General features: G+C 65.9%; 18 protein-coding genes. 7 read left to right on the top strand and 11 right to left on the bottom strand.

Annotated features, from left to right (window positions below; genetic code table 11):
• Nucleotides 1-20: 20 nt before the first annotated feature.
• Both WS87_RS09235 and WS87_RS09230 read right to left on the bottom strand, forming a co-directional pair.
• Nucleotides 21-1,211: an NAD(P)H-dependent flavin oxidoreductase gene (locus tag WS87_RS09235; RefSeq protein WP_059814483.1), complete on the bottom strand. Its 1,191-nt coding sequence runs from the start codon at nucleotides 1,209-1,211 to the stop codon at nucleotides 21-23.
• A gap of 129 nt (nucleotides 1,212-1,340) precedes the next feature.
• Nucleotides 1,341-2,777: an aldehyde dehydrogenase family protein gene (locus tag WS87_RS09230; RefSeq protein WP_059814438.1), complete on the bottom strand. Its 1,437-nt coding sequence runs from the start codon at nucleotides 2,775-2,777 to the stop codon at nucleotides 1,341-1,343.
• Nucleotides 2,778-3,045: 268 nt separating this feature from the next.
• Between WS87_RS09230 and WS87_RS09225 the strand changes: the two genes are divergently transcribed.
• Nucleotides 3,046-3,411 carry a hypothetical protein gene (locus WS87_RS09225; protein ID WP_059467440.1) on the top strand — a complete coding sequence of 122 codons (366 nt, stop codon included), beginning with the start codon at nucleotides 3,046-3,048 and terminating at the stop codon, nucleotides 3,409-3,411.
• A 227-nt stretch (nucleotides 3,412-3,638) separates the two neighbouring features.
• Here the strand turns inward: WS87_RS09225 and WS87_RS09220 are convergent, their stop codons facing one another.
• Both WS87_RS09220 and WS87_RS09215 read right to left on the bottom strand, forming a co-directional pair.
• The gene (locus tag WS87_RS09220) at nucleotides 3,639-5,231 is read right to left on the bottom strand and encodes an ABC-F family ATPase (RefSeq protein ID WP_059524228.1); all 1,593 of its coding nucleotides are present in this window, start codon (nucleotides 5,229-5,231) and stop codon (nucleotides 3,639-3,641) included.
• Between the two features lie 132 nt (nucleotides 5,232-5,363).
• The gene (locus WS87_RS09215; RefSeq protein ID WP_059814441.1) at nucleotides 5,364-7,661 is read right to left on the bottom strand and encodes an AsmA family protein; all 2,298 of its coding nucleotides are present in this window, start codon (nucleotides 7,659-7,661) and stop codon (nucleotides 5,364-5,366) included.
• Nucleotides 7,662-7,813: 152 nt separating this feature from the next.
• Here WS87_RS09215 and WS87_RS09210 point away from each other — a divergent pair, with 152 nt between their 5' ends.
• Together WS87_RS09210 and WS87_RS09205 are read left to right on the top strand one after the other, a co-directional pair.
• A complete protein-coding gene (locus WS87_RS09210) occupies nucleotides 7,814-8,515 on the top strand; it encodes an ABC transporter ATP-binding protein (RefSeq protein WP_059814444.1) in 702 nt (233 codons plus the stop codon).
• Nucleotides 8,512-9,315 (top strand): ABC transporter permease, encoded by an 804-nt coding sequence (locus tag WS87_RS09205; RefSeq protein ID WP_059814447.1) that lies wholly within the window; start codon nucleotides 8,512-8,514, stop codon nucleotides 9,313-9,315. Before WS87_RS09210 ends, WS87_RS09205 begins: the two co-directional genes overlap by 4 nt.
• 34 nt (nucleotides 9,316-9,349) lie before the next feature.
• On the opposite strand, the gene WS87_RS09200 is transcribed toward WS87_RS09205, so the two are convergent.
• The 3 genes from WS87_RS09200 to WS87_RS09190 form a co-directional block, all read right to left on the bottom strand.
• Nucleotides 9,350-9,823: a PliI family lysozyme inhibitor of I-type lysozyme gene (locus tag WS87_RS09200; protein WP_059814450.1), complete on the bottom strand. Its 474-nt coding sequence runs from the start codon at nucleotides 9,821-9,823 to the stop codon at nucleotides 9,350-9,352.
• A gap of 253 nt (nucleotides 9,824-10,076) precedes the next feature.
• Entirely contained in the window at nucleotides 10,077-10,628 is a 552-nt protein-coding gene (locus WS87_RS09195) for a DUF6013 family protein (RefSeq protein WP_059814486.1), read from the bottom strand.
• Nucleotides 10,629-10,837: 209 nt separating this feature from the next.
• Entirely contained in the window at nucleotides 10,838-11,854 is a 1,017-nt protein-coding gene (locus tag WS87_RS09190; RefSeq protein ID WP_059814453.1) for a zinc-binding alcohol dehydrogenase family protein, read from the bottom strand.
• Nucleotides 11,855-11,977: 123 nt separating this feature from the next.
• Between WS87_RS09190 and WS87_RS09185 the strand changes: the two genes are divergently transcribed.
• Together WS87_RS09185 and serB are read left to right on the top strand one after the other, a co-directional pair.
• Nucleotides 11,978-12,919 carry a LysR family transcriptional regulator gene (locus WS87_RS09185; RefSeq protein WP_059814456.1) on the top strand — a complete coding sequence of 314 codons (942 nt, stop codon included), beginning with the start codon at nucleotides 11,978-11,980 and terminating at the stop codon, nucleotides 12,917-12,919.
• A gap of 189 nt (nucleotides 12,920-13,108) precedes the next feature.
• Nucleotides 13,109-13,954: a phosphoserine phosphatase SerB gene (gene serB / locus WS87_RS09180; protein ID WP_059524213.1), complete on the top strand. Its 846-nt coding sequence runs from the start codon at nucleotides 13,109-13,111 to the stop codon at nucleotides 13,952-13,954.
• A gap of 85 nt (nucleotides 13,955-14,039) precedes the next feature.
• Here the strand turns inward: serB and WS87_RS09175 are convergent, their stop codons facing one another.
• From WS87_RS09175 to rimO, 4 genes are all read right to left on the bottom strand, one after another.
• On the bottom strand, nucleotides 14,040-15,224 hold the full coding sequence (locus WS87_RS09175; protein ID WP_059814460.1) for a cystathionine beta-lyase: 1,185 nt from the start codon (nucleotides 15,222-15,224) through the stop codon (nucleotides 14,040-14,042).
• Between the two features lie 113 nt (nucleotides 15,225-15,337).
• Nucleotides 15,338-15,880: a hypothetical protein gene (locus WS87_RS09170; RefSeq protein ID WP_059814462.1), complete on the bottom strand. Its 543-nt coding sequence runs from the start codon at nucleotides 15,878-15,880 to the stop codon at nucleotides 15,338-15,340.
• 217 nt (nucleotides 15,881-16,097) lie between these two features.
• The gene (locus WS87_RS09165; protein ID WP_059814465.1) at nucleotides 16,098-17,024 is read right to left on the bottom strand and encodes a sugar kinase; all 927 of its coding nucleotides are present in this window, start codon (nucleotides 17,022-17,024) and stop codon (nucleotides 16,098-16,100) included.
• Between the two features lie 3 nt (nucleotides 17,025-17,027).
• The gene (gene rimO / locus WS87_RS09160; RefSeq protein ID WP_179952341.1) at nucleotides 17,028-18,401 is read right to left on the bottom strand and encodes a 30S ribosomal protein S12 methylthiotransferase RimO; all 1,374 of its coding nucleotides are present in this window, start codon (nucleotides 18,399-18,401) and stop codon (nucleotides 17,028-17,030) included.
• Between the two features lie 15 nt (nucleotides 18,402-18,416).
• Here rimO and WS87_RS09155 point away from each other — a divergent pair, with 15 nt between their 5' ends.
• Both WS87_RS09155 and WS87_RS33530 read left to right on the top strand, forming a co-directional pair.
• Entirely contained in the window at nucleotides 18,417-20,045 is a 1,629-nt protein-coding gene (locus tag WS87_RS09155; protein WP_059814492.1) for a recombinase family protein, read from the top strand.
• Nucleotides 20,046-20,069: 24 nt separating this feature from the next.
• On the top strand, nucleotides 20,070-20,849 hold the full coding sequence (locus WS87_RS33530; protein WP_159085652.1) for a hypothetical protein: 780 nt from the start codon (nucleotides 20,070-20,072) through the stop codon (nucleotides 20,847-20,849).
• The last annotated feature ends 488 nt before the right edge of the window (nucleotides 20,850-21,337 follow it).

Raw genomic sequence — 21,337 nt, 5'->3', positions numbered from 1 at the left:
TTGCGTCGTCTTGATATCCGTCAAGCCAGCGTAAACATTGGACGGTTTGTCGCAGGCTCCGTCGCACGGCCCGTCAGCAGCAGGTCGAGCAGATCGCGCACGCTGCGGATCGCGTTGCCGAACGGCAGCGCTTCGCGGCCGCGGAAGAACAGGCCGTTCGCGACGTCGCCGCGCAACGCGGCCGAGAGCCGCGTGTCGATGCAGAAATGGCCGAACTTTTCGATGCCGTCGCGCAGTCCGCAGACGCTCAGGCACTCGAGCGCGGTCGGGCAGCGCTGCTTGAACGCGCCGAGCTTGTCGCGAATGCGCGTTTCGTTGCGCAGGTAGCGATCGAGCCAGGGAGTCTTCACCGCGCGCGCCGGCAGCCCCGTCACACTGACGAATTCGACGATGTCCTCGGGCAGCGCATCGGCCAGCACGCGCTTGAAGTTCGGATGCGCATCGCCCTCTTCCGTCACCGCGAACGGCGTTCCCACCTGGACGCCGTTCGCGCCGGCCGCGAGCGCCGCACGCACCGTGTCGTGACTGTTGATCCCGCCCGCGACGATCAGCGGGATCGTGTCGCGTGCGAGACCGAGCGACGCCATCACCTGCGCGGTCTCGTCGAGCACGCGCGCGAAATCGAAGCGCGCGTCGTGCATGTCGTCGATCTGCGTGACGCCGAGATGGCCGCCCGCATGCGCGGGATGCTCGATCACGATCGCGTCGGGCAGCCGCCCCTTCTTCATCCACTTCTTCAGCACCAGCGCGATCCCGCGGCTGTCCGACAGGATCGGGATCAGCGCGATGTCATAACCCTGCGTGAGATCGGGCAGATCGAGCGGCAGGCCTGCGCCCATCACGATCGCGTCCGCGCCTTCGTCGCACGCGACGCGCACGTAGTCCGCATGCGCGCTCACCGCCTTCATCACGTTGACCGCGATCATCCCGCGTCCTTCGCTGTAGGTCTTCGCGAGGCGAATCTCGCGCGCGAGCGCCTCGAGGTTCGCGGCCTCCAGCGTTGCGCGATCGGGATTCGCGCGACAGCGTGCGAGCAAGTCCGCATGGTGGTGACGCAGGTCGATGCTCGCGATCGTGCCGAGCGCGCCTTCGCGCGCGACGCTGCCCGCGAGGCGGTGCGCGGAGATGCCGACGCCCATGCCGCCCTGCACCACGGGCAGCAAGGTGCGGCCGCGAATCGTGAGCGGCGGGAAGGAAGTGCGTGCGGTCATCTGAACCTCGTCGAAACATCGGAAATCGGAAACGCGATGATCGACGGATCCACCGGCGCGCACCTTGACGGCGGTCAATAAAAAAACGGCACGCGAGCGTGCCGTTCCGGGTCATGCGGCGTGAAACGCTCAGGCCGGATTCACCGGCTTGAGCTGCATCGACTTGTATTCGAGATACTCTTCGAGCCCGTACACACCGTTTTCGCGACCGTGTCCCGACTGCTTGTAGCCGCCGAACGGCGCGGCGCCGTTCCACGTGCCGCCGTTGATGTCGACCTGCCCCGTGCGGATGCGGCGCGCGACGCGCATCGCGCGTTCGTCGCTGCCCGCCCATACCGCGCCGCCGAGCCCGTACGGCGAATCGTTCGCGATGCGCACGGCTTCGTCTTCGTCGCGATACGTGATGATCGACAGCACCGGCCCGAAGATCTCTTCCTGCGCGATCGTCGATTTCGGATCGACGCGGCCGAACACCGTCGGCTTCACGAAGAAGCCCTTCGCGAGCCCTTCCGGCAAGCCCGTGCCGCCGGTCACGAGTTCCGCGCCGTCGTCGATTCCGCGCTGGATGTACGCCTGCACGCGCTGCTGCTGCACGGCCGATGCGAGTGCGCCGAGGCGCGTCGTTTCCTGACGCGGGTCGCCCGCGACATACGCTTCGGCTGCCGCCTTCGCGATCGCGCGCGCCTCGTCGTAGCGCGCCTCCGGCACCAGCATCCGCGTGTGCGCCGAACAGGTCTGGCCCGCGTTCAGGTAGCACGCGTTGACCGTACCCTTCACCGCCACCGCGAAATCGGCGTCATGGAGAATCACCGACGCCGACTTGCCGCCCAGTTCGAGCGCGACGCGCTTCACGCCCGCCGCCGCGAGTTCGGCCACGCGCTTGCCGGCGCGCGTCGAACCCGTGAACGACACCATGTCGACGTCCGGATCGGTCGCCAGCACCTCGCCGACGACCGGGCCATAACCGCACACGAGGTTGAACACCCCCGCCGGCAGGCCCGCTTCGTGAATCGCCTCGGCGAGCATGAACGCGTTGAGCGGCGCGACTTCGGACGGCTTCAGGACGACCGTGCAGCCGGCCGCCAGCGCCGGCGCGACCTTCAGCGTGATCTGGTTGAGCGGGTAGTTCCACGGCGTGATCGCCGCGACGACGCCGACCGGCTCGCGCACCACCAGCGAGTTGCCGACCTTCGCCTCGAATTCGAACGATTCGGCGAGCTTCGCGTATGCCTTCCAGTTGTAGATCGGACCGCCGACCTGGATCGCGCGCGACAGCTTGATCGGCATCCCGACTTCGCCTGTGATCGACTGCGCGAGTTCCTCGCTGCGCGCCTGCAGACGCTCGACGATCTTGCGCAGATAGGCCGCGCGCGTCGCGGCCGGCGTCGCGGCCCATGCGTCGAATGCCGCGCGCGCCGCGCGGATCGCGTCCTGCGCGTCCGACGCCACGCCCTCGGGAATCCGGCCGATCACGGCCTCGGTGCCCGAGTCGATCACGTCGATCGTGCCCGTTCCGGCCGGCTTGCGCCATGCGCCGTCGATATAGAACTGATCGTAGATTTTCATCGCTTCCTGTCTCCCGGAAAACGGCCATTCTAACGAGTGCGGCGCGGCTCCGCGACGACGCAGAACGTGACTTCGAGCGTCGCCGAACGGCCCGCGCGGACGCCGGGGACCGGGCGCCGGCCGCCCGCTTCCCGCCACTGCGGCATCCGCGCCGCGCCGGCGCGTCACGAGGTCGCACCTCGCGCCCCGCATCGTGCTATGTTTTTACTATCGGCGCCGGCTGCTGCAGGCCGCGCCACCCGGAATCGATGCTTTCGTGAGCGCTGCCATGACCGACGCACCCCATATCCTCGGCTCGCAAGATCGCCTGGAGCTGCTGTGCTGGCTCACCTGCGGCAATCTCGGCGCGTTTTACCTGAACGAATCCTGGCCGGATGCGTCGTTCCAGGTGCAGGCCGCACACCGCTGGCTCGACCGCCACCACCGGCAGTCAGACTGGCTCGCGATCGCGAAGCTGGCCGCGCTGGCGCAGGACATCGCAAAGCGGCACGCCGATTTCGTCGACGCGTCGTGGGCGCGCGACGCGGTCGAGGAAATCGTCGATACCGACGATCTCGACTACCGGGCGAAACTCGTGCAATGGGTGTACGAAGACTGCTGCAAGGCGCTCGCCGACAAGCGGCTCGCGGATTGACGCGCCGGGCGGCGCGCGAGGTGGTGCAAGCGGCTGCCGGCGGAGAACGGCGCCGCCGCGTCGAATCGTGATCGCGGGCGCCACGCCCGACCTGACATTTTCCCTTCATCGGGCCGCCGGGCTGGCGCGGCACGCGCTCACTTGGTCGGCCTGGATGCGAAAAAGCCCGCCAGGCTTCCACCTGGCGGGCTTCCGGTACATCAGATCGGGCATGGCTGCCCGGACAATTACTCCTGCCCCTGGCTCGTGAGGAACTCCTCGTAATTCCCGCCGAAGTCGAACAGCGTGCCGTCCGTGCGCACTTCGATGATCCGGTTCGCCAGCCCGCTCACGAATTCGCGGTCGTGCGACACGAAGATCAGCGTGCCTTCGAACTGCTCGAGCGCGATCTGCAGCGACTCGATCGACTCCATGTCCATGTGGTTGGTCGGCTCGTCCATCAGCAGCACATTGTGGCGGCCGAGCATCAGCTTGCCCCAGATCATGCGGCCCTTCTCGCCGCCCGACAGCACCTTCACCGACTTCTTGATGTCGTCCGACGAGAACAGCAGGCGGCCCAGCGTGCCGCGCACCATCGTTTCGTCGTCGCCGTCCTTGCGGTACTGGTCGATCCAGTCCATCAGCGTGATGTCGTTCGGGAACTCCTCGTACGTGTCCTGCGGCATGTAGCCGACATTCGCGTTCTCGGACCACTTCACCGTGCCGTGATCGAGCTGCAGCGCGCCGAGCAGCGAACGCAGCAGCGTCGTCTTGCCCGCGCCGTTCTCGCCGATGATCGCAATGCGCTCGCCCGGCTGCACCGAGAGGTTGAAGTTCTGGAAGATCGTGCGCTCGTACTTCTTCGTGATGTCTTCGGCGACCACCGCGACGTTGTGCAGCTTCTTCTCGAACTCGAAGCGAATGAACGGGTTCTGACGCGACGACGGCTTGAATTCCTCGATCTTGATCTTGTCGATCTGCTTCGCGCGGCTCGTTGCCTGGCGGGCCTTCGACTTGTTCGCCGAGAAGCGGCGCACGAAGTCCTGCAGCTCGGCCACGCGCTCCTTCGCGCGCGCGTTCGCCGCGGCCTGGCGCTCGCGCGCCTGTGCCGATGCGAGCATGTAGTCGTCGTAGTTGCCCGGCCAGACCTTCAGCGTGCCGAAGTCCATGTCGGCCATGTGCGTGCACACCGAGTTCAGAAAGTGACGATCGTGCGAGATGATGATCATCGTCGAGTTGTACTCGTTGAGCGTGTGCTCGAGCCAACGGATCGAGTTGATGTCCAGGTTGTTGGTCGGTTCGTCGAGCAGCAGCACGTCCGGCTTCGAGAACAGCGCCTGCGCGAGCAGCACGCGCAGCTTCCAGCCCGGCGCGACATCGGCCATCGTGCCGTTGTGGAACTTCTCCTCGATGCCGATGCCGAGCAGCAGCGCGCCCGCGCGCGCCTCGGCGTCGTAGCCGCCGTATTCGGCGAACTTGCCTTCGAGCTCGGCCGCGTGCATGTAGTCGTCGTCGGTGGCATCCGGGTTCGCGTAGATCGCGTCGCGCTCGGTCATCGCAGCCCACATCTCGGTGTGGCCCATCATCACGACGTCGAGCACGCGCACGTCTTCGTACGCGAACTGGTCCTGGCGCAGCTTGCCCAAGCGCACGTTCGGCTCCAGCGCGACGTTGCCGGCGCTCGGCTCGAGGTCGCCGCCGAGGATCTTCATGAAGGTCGACTTGCCGCAGCCGTTCGCGCCGATCAGACCATAGCGGTTGCCCTCGCCGAATTTGACCGAGATATTCTCGAACAAGGGCTTCGGCCCGAATTGCATCGTGATGTTGGCAGTAGAAAGCACGGCAGGTCCCGTAAGAGAGAAATCGACGGAAAACCGTGTATTTTAGCAGGTATCGGAGAAACTGCCGACCGCCCCGTTCCGGCCCCGCCAGCCGGGCCGCCGCGCGCGGCGCCGGCCCTGCCCCGGACATCCTCACTTGCCGGCCTTCAGCGCCTCCTTCTGCGCCGCCTTGGCCTTCATCTGCCCGAACAGCTCCGAGCACGGCACGTCGCGGTTATTGCTCGGCGCGATCAGCGGAATCAGCGCCGCGAACGGGTTGATCAGGCCCAGCCCGACCATTGCGCCCGCGCGCAGCGCGAGCGCGCCGGCGTCGACGCCGACCTTCGGGTTCTTGAACGTGCCCTTCGCGTACAACGGCGAACGCAACGAGAAGACCCGGAAACCCTTCGTATGCGGATGGATCTTCAGATCGATCGATTCATCGCGCAGGTTGACCGGGCCGTCGACGTTGATCAGCGCGTCGTCCGTATCGAGCGCGAACACCTTCGGGTCGAGCATGCCGTCGTTCGCGACGAAGTCGATCGCCGCGCAATTGATGTTCACGTCGCGGGTGCCGAACAGCTTCTCGTAGACGACATTCGCGACGTTCAGCCCTGCCGCCTCCATCAGCAGCAGGCTGATGCGGCCATCCGTGATGAGCGCTTTCACTTCGCCGGTCGACGTCGCCGCGAGCGCGGCCGGCGAGTTGCCGGTCGCCGACAGCGACGCGTCGCCGTTGATTTCGCCGAGCGCGGTCTGCATCACCTTCTGCGTCGGGAACAGTTGCTTCAGCCTCAAGTGACGCGCGGCCAGTGTAAAGCGGCCCTTGAGCGGCGTGCGGCTGCCGTCGAGATGCGCGTTGGTCGCGAGCGTGCCGCCCGCGACGCCGAACTGCAGCGGTTCGAGCGACAGCACGCCGTCCTGCAGCAGGATGTGCGTGTAGAGGTCGGTGATCGGCAGTTGCGGGCTCTTGATCAGCTTGCGCCCGGTGAACTTCACGTCCGCGTCGATCGCGCTCCAGCGCTCGGTGCGGAACGTCGCGACCGGCAGCACGCGGTCCGGCGGCTGGCGCGTCGTATCGCCGCGCTTCGCCTTGCTCGCGGCCGAATCGGCGCCGATCACCGGCGCGAGGTCGGAGAACTGCAGCAGGTTCGACACGAGCTCGCCCGACAGCTTCGGCCGCGGCTCGCGCTGCGCCCAGGTGAGCGTGCCGCGGAGATCGCTGCCGCCGACGCGGCCGTTGAAATTCTCGTAGCGGAACGTGCTCGCGTGCTGCTTGATGTTGCCGATCAGGCGCCCCTCGGTCGCATACGGCGGCGTGTCCGGCAGCGTAATGCCGGTGATCTGGTAGAGGTGCGACATCGACGTGCCTTGCAGCCACAGACGCAGGTCGAGTGCCGCGAGATGCATCGGGTCGGTCAGCGTGCCGACGATCGCCAGCCGCGTGTCGCCGGCCTTTACGTCGGCCTGCAGCGGGAACGGCTGCGTCGCGTTCTCGACCGCCAGCACGCCGCCCACCTTGCCGGTGCCGCTGATCGGCACGTTCTTGTAGCGGCCGTCGACCTTGAGCCCGAACGCATACGTCGGGCCGGCCGGCTTCGCGGGCGCAGCGGCACCCGACGCAGCGGACGCACCGCTCGCGCCGGATGCCGGCACGGCCGTGGATGCGGAGGAAACCGAAGTAGCCGGCGCGGCGGCGGAGGCACCCGACGCCGTTGCGGCGGACGCCCCGCTCGCGCCTTGCGCCGCCGACGCACCCGACGCAGCCTCGGCACTCGCCTGCGCGCTCAGTCGGGCGGCGCCGCTCTTGCCGACACGCTGCGCCGACGCCGCGCGCGACGTTTGCTCCTGCTCCTTCAGCACGTCGCCGAGCGGAATCGGCTGGCCGAGCGTATCGATCGCGACCGTGAGATCGGCCTTCGTGATCGCATCGCGATACGTGACGACGCCCTTCGCGAAACCGAAGCTGTCGAGCCGCACCTTCCACGGCGACGGCTGCGACGATTGCTTGAACTGGAAGGTCCACGTATTGCGGCCATCGGCGAGCCGCTCGAGGTCGACCGCGGGATTGACGACATCGATCGACGGAATGACGATTTCGTGCGCGAGGAGCGGAAGAATCGCGAGATCGAAATGCGCGGCATCGAGCGTGACGAACTTCGGCCCCTTTGCCCAGTCCGGGTTGCCGATCTCAAGTTGCGTGGCGGAGAAGCTCGGCCAGGGCACCCATGCGCGCCAGCCGGTCTCGCCGTCGGGGCGGCGCCAGCCGACCTTGAGATCACCGTTGATCGCGAACGGGCGGCCAAGTGCGGTACTCACATGTTCGTTGACCCACGGTTTCGCGTGGTTCCAGTCGAACGTGAAAATGAAGATGCCGGCCGCCGCGAGGATCAGTGCGACGATACCGACGATCCATGCAGCCGATTTGCCGATGGCTCGTGCTAGCGTCATGGCGGTTCCGTTGTTGTTCTGCAGAGTTTGCGCGCCATGTCGGGCCACTTGCGTGAGTGAACGGAGCACGACACCGGCGGCTTTTCAATAGGTATTATGGCGCACGCTGCAGTAACGCTTCGGCGCCATTAACGCTTTTTTTCATTTGTGACATGACAGTCCCCTCCGGTCTCATCGATGCGCAGCACATCACGCGCCGCGACGCCAGCAGCGGCAAGACACTGCTGGCGCCGACCGACTTCAGTCTCGCCGCGGGATCGCGAATTGCTATCACGGGACCGTCGGGCTCCGGCAAGAGCGTGCTGCTGCGCGCGCTCGCGTTGCTGGACCCGCTCGACGGCGGGCATATCCTGTGGCGCGGCAACCGGATCAGGCGCGGCGCGATTCCGCGATACCGGCGCAGCGTCGCCTACGTGCGGCAGCGGCCCGCGCAGATGGACGGGACCGTCGAAGCGCAGTTGCGCTATCCGTATTCACTCGCGATCTATCGCGACGTGACGTTCGACCGTGCCCGCGCCGAAGCGCTCGCGGCACGCGCCGGTCGCGGCGCCGATTTTCTCGACAAGCGGGCGAGCGAACTGTCGGGCGGCGAAGCGCAGATCGCCGCGCTCCTGCGCGTGCTGCAGCTCGACCCCGACGTGCTGTTGCTCGACGAACCGACGTCCGCGCTCGACCCCGACTCGACGCGCGCGATCGAAGCGCTCGTCGGCGCCTGGTTCGACGCGGCCCCCGATGCACGCGCCTACATGTGGATCTCGCACGATCCGGCGCAAGCCGCCCGCATCGGCACGATGCGGCTCGTGATGCAGGCCGGCGTGCTGCACGCCGCGAACGCGATGGAGGCGCAGCCATGAGCCCCGCTCTGCAGAATCTGAGTCTCGTCGACGTTGGCATCGCCGCCGCGCTCGTCGCGGTCAACGGTGCGATCTCGGCCGCGCTGTCGCTCGGTCTCGGGCGCAAGCTCGCGCTCGCCGCCGTGCGCACCGTCGTGCAGTTGCTGGCGATCGGCTACGTGCTCGGCTGGGTGTTCGGTCATCCGCACTGGACCGTCGTGCTGCCGCTCACCGCGTTGATGACGCTGATTGCCGGCTTCGCGGGCGCCGGCCGCGGCAAGCACACGTATCGCGGACAGCGCGTCGACAGCATCGCGTCGATCTGGTTCAGCAGCTGGTTCGTCGCGGCCGTCGGTCTGTTCGCCGTGATCCGCATTCATCCGTGGTACACGCCGCAATATGCGATCCCGATCCTCGGGATGATCCTCGGCAATACGCTCACGGGCGTGTCGCTCGGCGTCGAACGGATGATGGAGGAACTGACCGCGCGACGCGACCGCGTCGAGACGGTACTGGCGCTCGGTGCGACGCGCTGGGAAGCCGCGCAGGACGCCGCGCGCCAGGCCGTGCGCGCGGGCATGCTGCCGACGCTCAACCAGATGGCCGTCGTCGGCGTCGTGAGCCTGCCGGGGATGATGACGGGCCAGGTGCTGGCCGGCCAGTCGCCGCTGCAGGCCGTGCGCTACCAGATCGTGATCATGTTCCTGATCGCCGCGGCGTCCGCGCTCGGCACCGTGGGCGCGGTGCTGATGACGTATCGCCGGTTGTTCTCGGCCGATCACCGCTTTCTTGCAACGCGGCTCGAGGAACGCGCGCATTGACCTGCGGCGCACGCGGCATCCGCGTGGCGTGCGGTCAGCGGGCGGCGCGGCGTTTGCCGATGGCCTGGCGCAACGCGACCGTGACGTCGGCGTCGGGCGCGAGCCCGTCGACCGACGCGACGAGCCGCACCGCGCGCGGCGTCGTCACATAGGCCTGCGCACCGACGTAACCGCCGCTGCCGGCCGAGCGCGTCGTGACGACGAGCGCCTGCGGCGCACGCGCGCCGAGGTCGGCCGTGAAGGCATCGGCGACGGTGCCGTCACGTGCATGTAGCACGCCGGTCACGTAGTCGTCCGTATCGAAGCCGGGGGCGGCATGCGCGGTCGAATACACGCGCACCGCGTAGCTGCCGGTCGAGCACGGTTCGAGCGCGCCGCTCGACACGACGGCGACCTGCTGTCGCGACGGCAGCTCGACCTTCTTCACGAAGCTGCAATCGTCGGCCGCCTGCGCATGGGCAGCAACGAACGCAGCAGCCGACAGCAGCACGCGCATGTAATGTTTCATCGGAATGTCGTTCGGGGAAGATGGAGGATGCCGGAAGGATAGCGTGACATCCGCGGGACGTCACGCAGGCCGCCTGTGCGAATGACCGCGCCATTGGCGCGCGCCAGGCGTGACGAAGTCAAACATCGCTCAACGGAAAGGCCCGAAGACGCGCGCCAGGAAAACCGTCACGCGCGACGCTGCCCGGATCGCCCTGATGCGCATCGCGATCGTTGCGCGCGCACCGGACGTCTTGCCGGCACGCGCGCCCCGCTCAGCGCTTGATCGACACCGTCACCTTCGTGCCGTCGCTCATCGTGACGGACTTCGACCCGCCATTGGTCGAAATCGACACCCACTTGACCTGACTCACCGACACCACGTCCGGGCACTGCAGCGACTTGCCGCCCGCGCTCACGTTGCGCGTGCCTTTCGGCGCGGCGGCCTGGAAGCTCATCTGCACGTTCGCGATCCCCTTCGCGTCGACCGACGGCGCGAGCCGCACCTGGGTCTGGCGCACCATCGCGCCGTTCGCGTCGCGCGGCAGGTTGTCGGCGTTCGGGCAACCGTCGGGCATCGCGACCGCGCCGCCGGGCGGCACCGACTTCCAGTTGAAGTCGTCCGTTTCGCCCGAGCGGATCTTGCGCGTCTCCTGCGTATTGCCGAAGGCCTTCGAGTCGACCTTGACGGTGTATTCGAGTTGCCCCGTCCCGCCGCCCTTCAGGCTGCCCTTGACCGGCGGCGCCGCGAATACGCTCGCGCTGACGCACGCCGCCGCGAACACGGCAGACCACGATGCGGCGACTGACAAGCTGCGTTGGCTCATGCTGACCTCCTTGTAATGCGGCGGCACGCGCGTGCCGCGCGGTTTTCGATGCATGATGCGTTGCCAGTCTACCGCCAAGCGGCATGCAATGCGCCGCAAACGCATCGGGTGTTACCCCGCTTGCGTTCGCGACGCCGTATCCCGTACGGGCGATGCCGCCTCTCGAGAAAACGCCGGGCGACCTCGGGTTTTCCGCCCCGACCTCGAGGTCAGAATCCGCTCAGCACCAGCTTGCCGATCGCGCGCCCGGCCTCGAGCAGTTGGTGCGCGCGCCGCAGGTTCGCGGCGTTGATGGTGCCGAGCTGCTCGCCGAGCGTCGTGCGCAGCGTGCCGCCGTCGACGAGCCTCGCCACCTCGCTCAGGATCTTGTGCTGTTCGACCATGTCCGGCGTCTCGAACATCGCGCGCGTGAACATGAACTCCCAGTGAAACGCGGCGCTTTTCGCCTTCAGCAACTCGACCGGAATCGGCTTCTCGTTCTCGACGATCGTGCAAATGCCGCCCTGCGGCCGGATCACTTCCGCCGCGGCAGGGAAATGACGATCCGTGTCGTTGAAGATCAGTACATAGTCGACGTTCGCATGACCGATCTCGCGCAGTTGCGCGGGCAAGTCGCCGAAATGGTCGACCACGTCGTCCGCGCCGAGCGAGCGCACCCATTCGGCCGACGCCGGCCGCGACGCAGTCGCGATCACGTGCAGCTTGCCGAGCGTCTTCGCAAGCTGGATCGCGATCGAACCCACCCCGCCCGCGCCGCCGACGATCAGCACCGACTTGCCCGCGTCCGCGCCCTGCGGCGACACGCGCAGCCGGTCGAACAGCGCCTCCCACGCGGTCAGCGCGGTGAGCGGCAACGCAGCCGACGCCGCGAAATCGAGCGAGCGCGGCTTGATCGCCGCGATCCGCTCGTCGACCGTGTGAAATTCGCTGTTCGCGCCGGGGCGTGTGATGCTGCCGGCGTAGAACACCTCGTCGCCCGGCCGGAACATCGTCACCTCGGCACCGACCGCGACGACCGTGCCGGCCGCATCCCAGCCGAGCACGCGCGGGGCCTCCTCGACCTGCGGCTTCGGCGCGCGCACCTTGGTGTCGACCGGGTTCACGGAGATCGCCTCGACCTTCACGAGCAGGTCGCGCAGGCCCGGCACGGGTTGCGGCAGCTCCACGTCGACGAGCGCCTGCGGGTCGTCGATCGGCAGATAACGGGTCAGTCCAACGGCTTTCATCAGGAAACTCCTTCAGGGAAATCGGGCGGGCCGCGGCGCAGCCCCATGCCTGCCATCGTAGGCGGCCCGATCATTCGAGAAAACCGCTATATTTCCTGAAACATTTTCAGGAATTTCAGAACAATGGCATCCGATCCGATTCCGGCCCCCGACAAGCCGCTCGACCTGCTCGACGTCGGCCTGTTCGTGCGCGCGGCGCTGCTGGCGAACGTGAGCGCGGCCGGACGCGAGTTCGGCGTGTCGGCCGCGGTCGCAAGCGCGCGCATCGCGCAGCTGGAGCGCCAGCTCGGCGCGCGCTTGCTGCATCGCACCACGCGCCGCATCAGCCTCACGCAGGACGGGGAAATCTTCATGGCCCGCGCCGAGGCACTGCTGTCGGCCGCCGACGCCGCGCGCGCGTCGGTCGGCCACGGCCGCAGCGAGCCGTACGGACGGCTGAAGGTGTCGATGTCGTCGTCATTCGGCCGCCAGCACGTCGCGCCCGTGATCCCCGCATTCCTGCGCCGCTACCCGTCCGTGTCGCTCGACCTGCGGCTATCCGACGAGATCGTCGACCTCGTCGACGACGGCTACGACGTCGCGATCCGCCTCGGCGCGCTGAAGGACTCGACGCTGGTCGCGCGCAAGCTCGCCGCCAACCGGCGCGTGCTGTGCTGCTCGCCCGCGTATCTCGCCGAACACGGGACGCCGCGCCATCCCGCCGACCTCGCACAGCACGAATGCGTGATTCTCGGCGACCAGCGCGACTGGTCGTTCGTCACGCCGCAAGGCGCGCTCACCGTGCGCGTCGGCGGCCGGCTCGTCGCGAGCAACGGCGAGGCGATCCGCGAAGCGCTCGTCGACGGCTTCGGCATCGCGATCAAGTCGACCTGGGACGTCGGCCCGCTGCTCGCGAGCGGCGCGCTCGTCACGGTGCTCGACGATTACCCGTTCGCGAACGACGTCGCGATCTGGGCCGTCTACCCGAGCCGCGCGCACGTGCCGCTCAAGACGCTCGCGTTCATCGCGTTCCTGGCCGAACATTTCGGCGATCCGCCTTACTGGGATGGCGCGGGTGAACGATAGGCGCCATCCCGTGAGCGGAGCTTGCGGCGGCGCCGGCCGGGTATCCGCGGCGATCCGGTCGCGCCCTGACACCAACCGGCTACAATGGCGCGTTCGCGACGCGACGGCCCGACGCCGGACGGGGCCCGCGTTCGCAGGCGGCCGCATGCCGGCCGCGCACGCGTTTCATTCGCTTCCAATCATTCCGTCATGACCCACAACCTCGTCATCCAGAGTCTCGCGCCGTTGTCGGACGCGCATCACAAACCGCTGCTCGCGCTGTCGCGCGGCACCCGCATCGTGCAGACCGACGATCACGCGCTGCGTATCGAAAACGCAAACCCCGCGCAGCGGCTCGACATCGACGCGTACTGCGGCACGCACGCGCTCGACTTCGGCTTCGTCGAAGCCGGCCGTACGCTCGGCGAGTTCGGGCTCGTCGTGATGGACATGGATTCGACGCTGATCACGATCGAATGCATCGACGAGATCGCCGATTTCTGCGGGCTGAAGACGCAGGTTGCGGAGATCACCGAGGCATCGATGCGCGGCGAGATCCGCGACTTCAACGAAAGCCTCACGCGTCGCGTCGCGCTGCTCGCGGGGCTCGACGCGCAGGCGCTCGAGCGCGTGTACGAGGAACGGCTGCAATTGTCGCCGGGCGCGGAGACGATGCTCGCCGGCGTGAAAGCCGCGGGACTGAAGACGCTGCTCGTGTCGGGCGGCTTCACGTTCTTCACCGAGCGCCTGAAGGCGCGCCTCGGCCTCGACTACGCGCACGCGAACACGCTCGAGATCGTCGACGGCAAGCTGACCGGCAAGGTGCTCGGCGAAATCGTCAACGCGGACGTGAAGGCGCGCATGCTGCGCGATACCTGCGCATCGCTCGGCCTCGAGCCGAGCCGCGCGATCGCGATGGGCGACGGGTCGAACGATCTGAAGATGATGGCCGAAGCGGGGCTGTCGGTCGCGTTCCACGCAAAGCCCGTCGTGCGCGATGCGGCCACCGTCGCATTCGACCACGTGGGCCTCGACGGGCTGCTGCGGCTGTTCTGATTTCCGGTCTGCGCACGCCGTCCATGAAAAAACGCCCGCGCGATATTGCATCGCGCGGGCGTTTCGTTTTTCCGCTGCGGTTCCGTTATCGGCCGAGCGTAGCCTGCAGCGCGCGCTCGATGTCCGCACGCAGGTCGGCTTCGTCTTCGAGACCGACGTAAAAGCGCACCAGCGTGCCGCGATGCGGCCACTGCGCACGCATCGACGCCACGTCGTAAGGCATCGCGAGGCTGCATGCACCGCCCCAGCTCCAGCCGATCGCGAACAGCTCGAGCGCCTCGACGAAACGATCGATCTGCTCGCTGCTGTAGCGTTCGTCGAACACCACCGAGAACAGCCCGCCCGCGCCGGTGAAGTCGCGCACGAACGATGCGTGCCCCGGACAGTCCGGCAGTTGCGGATGCAGCACGGCGGCGATTTCCGGCCGCGCCTTCAGCCATTGCGCGAGCGCGAGCGCGCTCTTGCTGTGCGCGTCGAAACGCACCTGCATGTTCGGCAGGCTGCGCAGCACGAGCGAGCAATCGTCGACCGACACGCCGATCCCGCAGCGCATCCGCGCGAGCTTCAGTTGCGCGTGCAGTTCCGCGTTCGCGGTAATCGTCGCGCCCATCAGCACGTCGCTGCCGCCCGATTGATACTTGGTCAGCGCCTGCACCGAGATGTCGACGCCATGCTCGAACGGCTTGAACGCGAGGCCGGCCGAATACGTGTTGTCGATCGCGGTGACGATGCCGCGCGCCTGCGCGACCGTCGTGATCGCGCGCACGTCGGGCACTTCCATCGTCACCGAGCCCGGCGCCTCGATCCAGATCAGCCGCGTGTTCGGCTGGATCAGGTCGGCGATGCCCGCGCCGACGAGCGGATCGTAGAAGCGCGCGGTGATGCCGAAATCCTTCGCGAGCCAGTTGCCGAAATCGGCGTTCGGCCCGTAGATGTTGTGCGGGATCAGCACGTCGTCGCCCGCCTTCACGATCCCGAAATAGACATTCATGATCGCCGCGAGGCCCGACGGCTGCAGCAGCGCATGCGTGCCGCCCTCGATCTCGGCGAGCCGCTGCGCGAGCGCGAGCGACGTCGGCGTTGCGTGCAGCCCATAGCGCCACTGATTGTCGTTGTGCCAGACCAGCGCGCGCATCGTTGCGAGATCGGGAAACACGACCGTCGATGCCCGCGCGACCGGCGGGACGAACGAGCGGAAGCCTTCCGGAATGATGTCGTCGGGTTGAACGATGCGGGTCTGGAGTGCGCGCTTCGGATTGGATGCTGTCATGGCAGGAGGCCGGGGGAAAGGCCGTTCGGTTGCGGAATGTGTCGCTAGATTAGCCAAAATCGGCGCGCTTGGCCCGGTACAATGCGCGCCGCGCGCACCGAGCCAGCGCGCGCTCAGTCGTCGGTGCGCAGGTTGACGATGCCGCCGACCGTCTCGATTTCCCGTATCCGGCCGTCGCGCACCTGCAGCGCCGCGCGCTTGCCCGGCGCCAGACGCAGCACGACGGGCTGCGGATCCGATTCGTCCGAGTTCATCCGGTCGGCCTTCAGGTCGCCCGTCGCGTCGAAGCGGCCAATCCACACGCCCGTGATGTTCGTGCCGTCGTTCGATTCCTCGATTTCGAGCGTGTCGCCGTCGCGATCGCCGGCGAGCAGCACGACCTCACCCGTGTCCGCGAACTGGTATTCGCCGTGCACGCCTTCCTCGTCCGTCTTCGGCCCGAGATGCACGACGATCGGCCGGTCGCCGAGCGTGCCTTCGTAGCGCGGCAGGCGGGCGAACTCCGGATTCGACCGCAGCGGCCGCGCGGGTGTCGCTTCATCCTGCTGCACGCCCGGCGCGGCGGCCTGCGCCGCGACCACGCCCGGCATCGCGAGGCCCGCCGCCAGCGCACCGGCGACCACCAGCGCACGTTGCCATTCCGAATATCGACCCACCTTGTGTTGCTCCTTGCTTCAGATTCGCTCGAAAAAACACGGCGACATGCTGCCTGCCGCCGATGGTCGTCGTCACGCGCGCGTAGCGATCGCGCGTGCGCAAACACCGATGTACGCACGCCGCTTGCCACCTTCACGTTGCATGTCGCCCGTCATCCAGGGATTGCGGATGCGTGCGTCATGCGAGCGAGGTCACGACCGGCGTGCGTGATCGGCGTCAGCCCTGCATCAGGCGTTCCACCGCCTCGCGGCGCGGAATCGGCGCGACGGCGCCGTAACCCGTTGTCGACAGCGCCGCGGCCGCATTCGCATAACGCGCCGCCGCGAACGGATCGTCACCCGCGACGATCCGTGCAACGAACGCGCCGCCGAAGCAGTCGCCCGCACCCGTCGCATCGACGGCCTCGACCGCGAAGCCCGGCACCACACGCCGTTCGTTCGGGGTCGCCACATACGCGCCTTCCTTGCCGAGCTTCAGCGCGACGACCCGCGGCCCGTGTTCGAGCATCGCGTCGACGATCGCGTCGCGATCGTTCGCGCCCGTGAGCGCCGTGACGTCGTCCCAGCTCGGCAGGCAGATGTCCGTCTGGCGCAGCGCCTCGCGCATCACCGCGCGGGCGCGCGGCAGCGGCCACAGCTTCAGGCGCAGGTTCGTATCGAAGCTGACCTGCGCGCCGCTGCCGCGCGCGTGGTCGATCGCCGCGAACGCGGTGTCGCATGCGGCCGTGCTGATCGCGAGGCTGATGCCCGACAGGTGCACGGCCTTCGCCGCGGCCAGCGCATCGAGCGGCAGGTCGGCCACCGCGTAGCGGCTCGCTGCGGAGCCCGCGCGCAGATAGTCGAACTGGTGGCCATCCGCGCCGTGCGTGACGAAATACACGCCGGTCGGCGCCGAGCGGTCGATCCGCACGTACGTCGTGTCGACGCCCTCCGCCGCCCACATGTCGGCCAGCAAGCGGCCGAACGGATCGTCGCCGATCGCCGACACGAAGCCCGTCGACGCGCCCTGACGCGCCGCGGCGATGCAGAAGTTCGACGTGTCGCCGCCGAAGCCCTGCAGGAACTCCGGGCGCCCCGGCTGCGACTGGTTGAATTCGATCATCGCCTCGCCGAGCGCGAGGATCTGCGGAAACGCTGCGGTCATCGCTTAGACCTCGCCCCACAGGTCGTGGCCGTCCGCGCCGGTGATCTTCACCGACACGAAATCGCCGATCTTGTAGCGCTTCGACGCCTTCGTCGCCGGTTCGACGTAGACGACCCCGTCGATCTCCGGTGCATCCGCCGCCGTGCGGCCGATGCCGCCTTCCTCGCTGACTTCGTCGATCAGCACCTTGAGGGTCTTGCCGACCTTGCGCTGGATGCGCCGCGCCGACACTTCCTCGGCGACTTCCATGAAGCGCGCGCGGCGTTCTTCGCGAACGTCATCCGGCAGTGCGCCGTCCAGGTCGTTCGCGGTCGCGCCTTCGACCGGCGAATAGGCAAAGCAGCCGACGCGATCGAGTTCCGCCTCGCGGATGAAGTCGAGCAGCGTTTCGAACTGCTCTTCCGTCTCGCCGGGGAAGCCGGCGATGAACGTGCTGCGGATCGTCAGGTCCGGGCAGATCTCGCGCCACTTCTGCACGCGCTCGAGCACCTTCTCGGCGTTCGCCGGGCGCTTCATGCGCTTCAGCACTTCCGGATGCGCGTGCTGGAACGGCACGTCGAGATACGGCAGCACGTGGCCCTTGAACGGGCCTTCGGCCATCAGCGGAATGACTTCGTCGACGCTCGGGTACGGATACACGTAGTGCAGGCGCACCCATGCGCCGTACTGCGCGGCGAGTTCGCCGAGCGCGGCGACCAGGTCGGTCATGCGCGTCTTGATCGGCTTGCCGTTCCAGAAGCCCGTGCGGTACTTCACGTCGACGCCGTACGCGCTCGTGTCCTGCGAGATCACGAGCAGTTCCTTCACGCCCGACTTGAACAGGTTCTCCGCCTCGAGCATCACTTCCGCGACCGGACGCGACACGAGATCGCCGCGCATCGACGGGATGATGCAGAACGTGCAGCGGTGGTTGCAGCCTTCGGAGATCTTCAGGTACGCATAGTGGCGCGGCGTGAGCTTGATGCCGGCGGCCGGCACGAGGTCGACGAACGGATCGTGCGGCTTCGGCAGGTGCGAGTGCACGGCCTGCATCACTTCGCCCACCGCGTGCGGGCCGGTGACGGCGAGCACCTTCGGGTGGACTTCCTCGATCAGGTTCGAGCCGCTGGCGCTCGACTTTGCGCCGAGGCAGCCGGTGACGATCACCTTGCCGTTCTCGGTCAGCGCTTCGCCGATCGCGTCGAGACTTTCCTGCACGGCTTCGTCGATGAAGCCGCAGGTGTTGACGACGACGAGGTCGGCACCGTCGTAGGTGCCGGAGATTTCATAACCTTCGGCGCGCAGTTGGGTGATGATTTGTTCGGAGTCGACGAGCGCCTTCGGGCACCCGAGGGATACCATACCTATACGCGGTGCCGATGAAATTTTTTGAGACATCTTGGAGTGTGGGGCTTGGCAGCAAAAGCGAGAGTTTACAGCTATTTACGGTTCAGCGACCCAAAACAAGCGGCCGGCGGCAGCATAGACCGCCAGCTTGAATACGCGGCCCGGTGGGCGGCCGATCACGAGCTGGAGCTTGATTCATCCCTTTCACTCCGCGACGAGGGGTTGTCGGCATATCACCAGCGCCACGTCCGACAAGGTGCGCTCGGTGTGTTCCTCCGCGCGGTCGAGGACGGCCAAGTGCCGGTCGGCTCCGTACTGATCGTTGAGGGTCTGGATCGTTTGAGCCGGGCCGAGCCGCTACAGGCTCAGGCGCAGCTCGCGCAGATCGTAAACGCCGGCATCACGGTCGTGACGGCAAGCGACGGCCGCGAATACAACCGTGAGCGCCTCAAGGCGCAGCCGATGGACCTCGTATACAGCCTGCTGGTGATGATCCGCGCGCACGAGGAATCGGACACAAAAAGCAAGCGCGTCAAGGCGGCAATCCGTCGGCAATGTCAGGGCTGGATTGCCGGCACGTGGCGAGCACCGATCCGTGTTGGGAAGGATCCGCACTGGGTGCGAGAAACCGAAGCCGGCGGGTTCGAACTCGCCGACGACCGGGCGTCCGCAGTGCGGCTCGTCATCGAAATGTTCAAACAGGGTCACGGCGCGGTCCGGATCGTGCGCGAGCTCGCCGATCGCGGGCTCAAGATAACCGACAGCGGCCGCTCGGCGTCGAGCCACATTTATCGGCTGCTGGCAAACCGGATGCTGATCGGTGAGAAGTCGGTCGAGGTGGACGGCGAAACCTTTCGCCTTGAAGGCTACTACCCCGCGCTGCTGACGGCGGCCGAATTCGCCGATCTTCGATACTCGGCCGAGCAGCGAGGCCGGCGCAAGGGCAAGGGAGAAATTCCCGGCGTCGTAACCGGCCTCGGCATCACGTACTGCGGATACTGCGGGGCCGCGGTCGTCGCGCAGAACCTCATGGGGCGCCGGCGTATGCCGGATGGACGCCCTTCTCCGGGCCACCGCAGACTGCACTGCGTCACGTACAGCCAGGGTGCCGGCTGCAAGGTTAGTGGAAGCTGCAGTGTCGTCCCAGTCGAGCGCGCCCTGATGCTGTATTGCTCAGATCAGATAAATTTGACTCGTCTGCTCGATGGCGACTCCGGCACGGCGGCAGTAAGCGCGCAGTTGGCGAGCGCGCGCCAGCGTGTCGCCGAGCTCGAGGCGCAGGTTCGTCGCGTCACGGATGCCCTGTTGCTAGACGATGGCGACGCGCCGGCTGCCGTGTTGCGCCGCGTCCGCGAACTCGAAAGTCAGCTCGCGAGCGAGCGCCGCGACGTCGACTCGTTTGAGCATCACCTCACCGCGTCGGCATCGAACGTTGCGCCGGCCGCAGCAGACGCGTGGAGGGAGTTGGTGCACGGCGTCGAGCACCTCGACTACGACGCCCGCATGCTGGCCCGCCAACTCGTCGCTGACACATTCTCGCGAATCGTGATCTACCAGTCCGGTTTTACTCCGGACGTCGCCGATGGAACTATCGGCGTGGTTCTCGTCGCGAAGCGAGGTACGACCCGACTGCTGAACGTCGATCGAAAAACAGGAGACTGGCGTATGGCAGAGGATTTTGCGAACATCGTATAAATCTGACCACACCAAATATTCAAAATGACCTATCAGATCACGAAGGTAGAACTCCCGAGAGATGCGTGGCGCTCCATTTCAATCGAAGACCAGTATGCTCTTGCTATTCTCGGACACATTTTCAATGAAACAATGATTCTGCAGCGATTGGCTCACGGCTGCCATCCTCACCTAGATATGCCACCCCTCGAGCGATCTGGCGCCGTTTGCCAAACAACCTTCATGACTCGCCTCCTTCTCTCCAAGATATACGAGGCGAAAGAGAGAATATTTCATTCGAAAGAAATAAAAAACTTCATTGAATTAAAATGCTTTCCAGAAATGGAACCCGGGCATGGCGAACAATTTAGAAAAGAGTTTTCATCAGCCATATCCGACTGCAAATGGCTAAAAGATGCCAGAAATAAGCATGGAATGCACTACTCCCCTCTTGCCGAATGGAGGAATACACTCAACGCGATCAACAACACCAAGGATCCGTTCGTTGTTTTTACTGGAATGGCCATGGGCGACTTCTTCTTCGAGACAGCAGACCAGATTGCAGAAATGGCATACTACATGCAAAGCGGTAGCGGTGACTGGAAGCACGGCGTAGAGACCATGTATCAGGATGCCGTCACGATAACAGATAAATTGTCTATATTTATAAGCGAGTGCATCGGAGCATTCATTTCATCATTTCAAAAAATAGATACCCCTCCATCAATGAAACTTAAATTAAAAACTTCGCGAAAATTTCCCATGGAAAAAATAGAAGATTTTAAAATCCCATATTTCTTTGACTACAGCTTAAAGCAGTCATAACAGACCGGAAAATCCACCGACTTTGGAGCCATCGGGCGACAAATCACTTTTGTTCGACAAGGAATTCATCACCAGGATAGAGTTGAAGCAACGCGCGCGCCACCTCGTCGCCAGACATGCGCACCGAGAAACGATCCTCCAACGGAGCTCGAACCCACGACGACAGGAATCACAGGAATTATGCATTTACATGAAAAGTCAAAGGGTTGCAATAGGCCATTGAAATAAGAGCCCCCGCACTATCTTGTGCGACGTAGATCAATTCGACCGTTCTCAGCAAATTTTGATGGCATCTCTGATCGGTTTTGTTCAAAGCCCCCGGTGTAAGCGAACGCGAAGACGTTCCGGGTATACACGCCCTCGCGTACAAAATTGACTGGCTATACTCGATCAAGGTAGACGTCGACCAAATTTCCAACAATGACCAACAACTCCACACTGCCGTCTGGATGCCCTCACACCATGCGAGGTGTACGGTCGTGCAACAA

Origin of the sequence: Burkholderia sp. MSMB0856, assembly GCF_001524645.2 — a bacterium.
GTDB lineage: Bacteria > Pseudomonadota > Gammaproteobacteria > Burkholderiales > Burkholderiaceae > Burkholderia > Burkholderia diffusa.
Note: the sequence above shows the minus strand (reverse complement) of the source record. Positions and strands in the feature narration are given on the sequence as shown.

What these genes read in the sequence shown, in the direction of transcription:
- WS87_RS09235 (WP_059814483.1), bottom strand. Translation starts at nt 1,211, where the DNA reads ATGACCGCACGCACTTCCTTCCCGCCGCTCACGATTCGCGGCCGCACC.
- WS87_RS09230 (WP_059814438.1), bottom strand. Translation starts at nt 2,777, where the DNA reads ATGAAAATCTACGATCAGTTCTATATCGACGGCGCATGGCGCAAGCCG.
- WS87_RS09225 (WP_059467440.1), top strand. Translation starts at nt 3,046, where the DNA reads ATGACCGACGCACCCCATATCCTCGGCTCGCAAGATCGCCTGGAGCTG.
- WS87_RS09215 (WP_059814441.1), bottom strand. Translation starts at nt 7,661, where the DNA reads ATGACGCTAGCACGAGCCATCGGCAAATCGGCTGCATGGATCGTCGGT.
- WS87_RS09210 (WP_059814444.1), top strand. Translation starts at nt 7,814, where the DNA reads ATGACAGTCCCCTCCGGTCTCATCGATGCGCAGCACATCACGCGCCGC.
- WS87_RS09205 (WP_059814447.1), top strand. Translation starts at nt 8,512, where the DNA reads ATGAGCCCCGCTCTGCAGAATCTGAGTCTCGTCGACGTTGGCATCGCC.
- WS87_RS09200 (WP_059814450.1), bottom strand. Translation starts at nt 9,823, where the DNA reads ATGAAACATTACATGCGCGTGCTGCTGTCGGCTGCTGCGTTCGTTGCT.
- WS87_RS09195 (WP_059814486.1), bottom strand. Translation starts at nt 10,628, where the DNA reads ATGAGCCAACGCAGCTTGTCAGTCGCCGCATCGTGGTCTGCCGTGTTC.
- WS87_RS09190 (WP_059814453.1), bottom strand. Translation starts at nt 11,854, where the DNA reads ATGAAAGCCGTTGGACTGACCCGTTATCTGCCGATCGACGACCCGCAG.
- WS87_RS09185 (WP_059814456.1), top strand. Translation starts at nt 11,978, where the DNA reads ATGGCATCCGATCCGATTCCGGCCCCCGACAAGCCGCTCGACCTGCTC.
- serB (WP_059524213.1), top strand. Translation starts at nt 13,109, where the DNA reads ATGACCCACAACCTCGTCATCCAGAGTCTCGCGCCGTTGTCGGACGCG.
- WS87_RS09175 (WP_059814460.1), bottom strand. Translation starts at nt 15,224, where the DNA reads ATGACAGCATCCAATCCGAAGCGCGCACTCCAGACCCGCATCGTTCAA.
- WS87_RS09165 (WP_059814465.1), bottom strand. Translation starts at nt 17,024, where the DNA reads ATGACCGCAGCGTTTCCGCAGATCCTCGCGCTCGGCGAGGCGATGATC.
- rimO (WP_179952341.1), bottom strand. Translation starts at nt 18,401, where the DNA reads ATGTCTCAAAAAATTTCATCGGCACCGCGTATAGGTATGGTATCCCTC.
- WS87_RS33530 (WP_159085652.1), top strand. Translation starts at nt 20,070, where the DNA reads ATGACCTATCAGATCACGAAGGTAGAACTCCCGAGAGATGCGTGGCGC.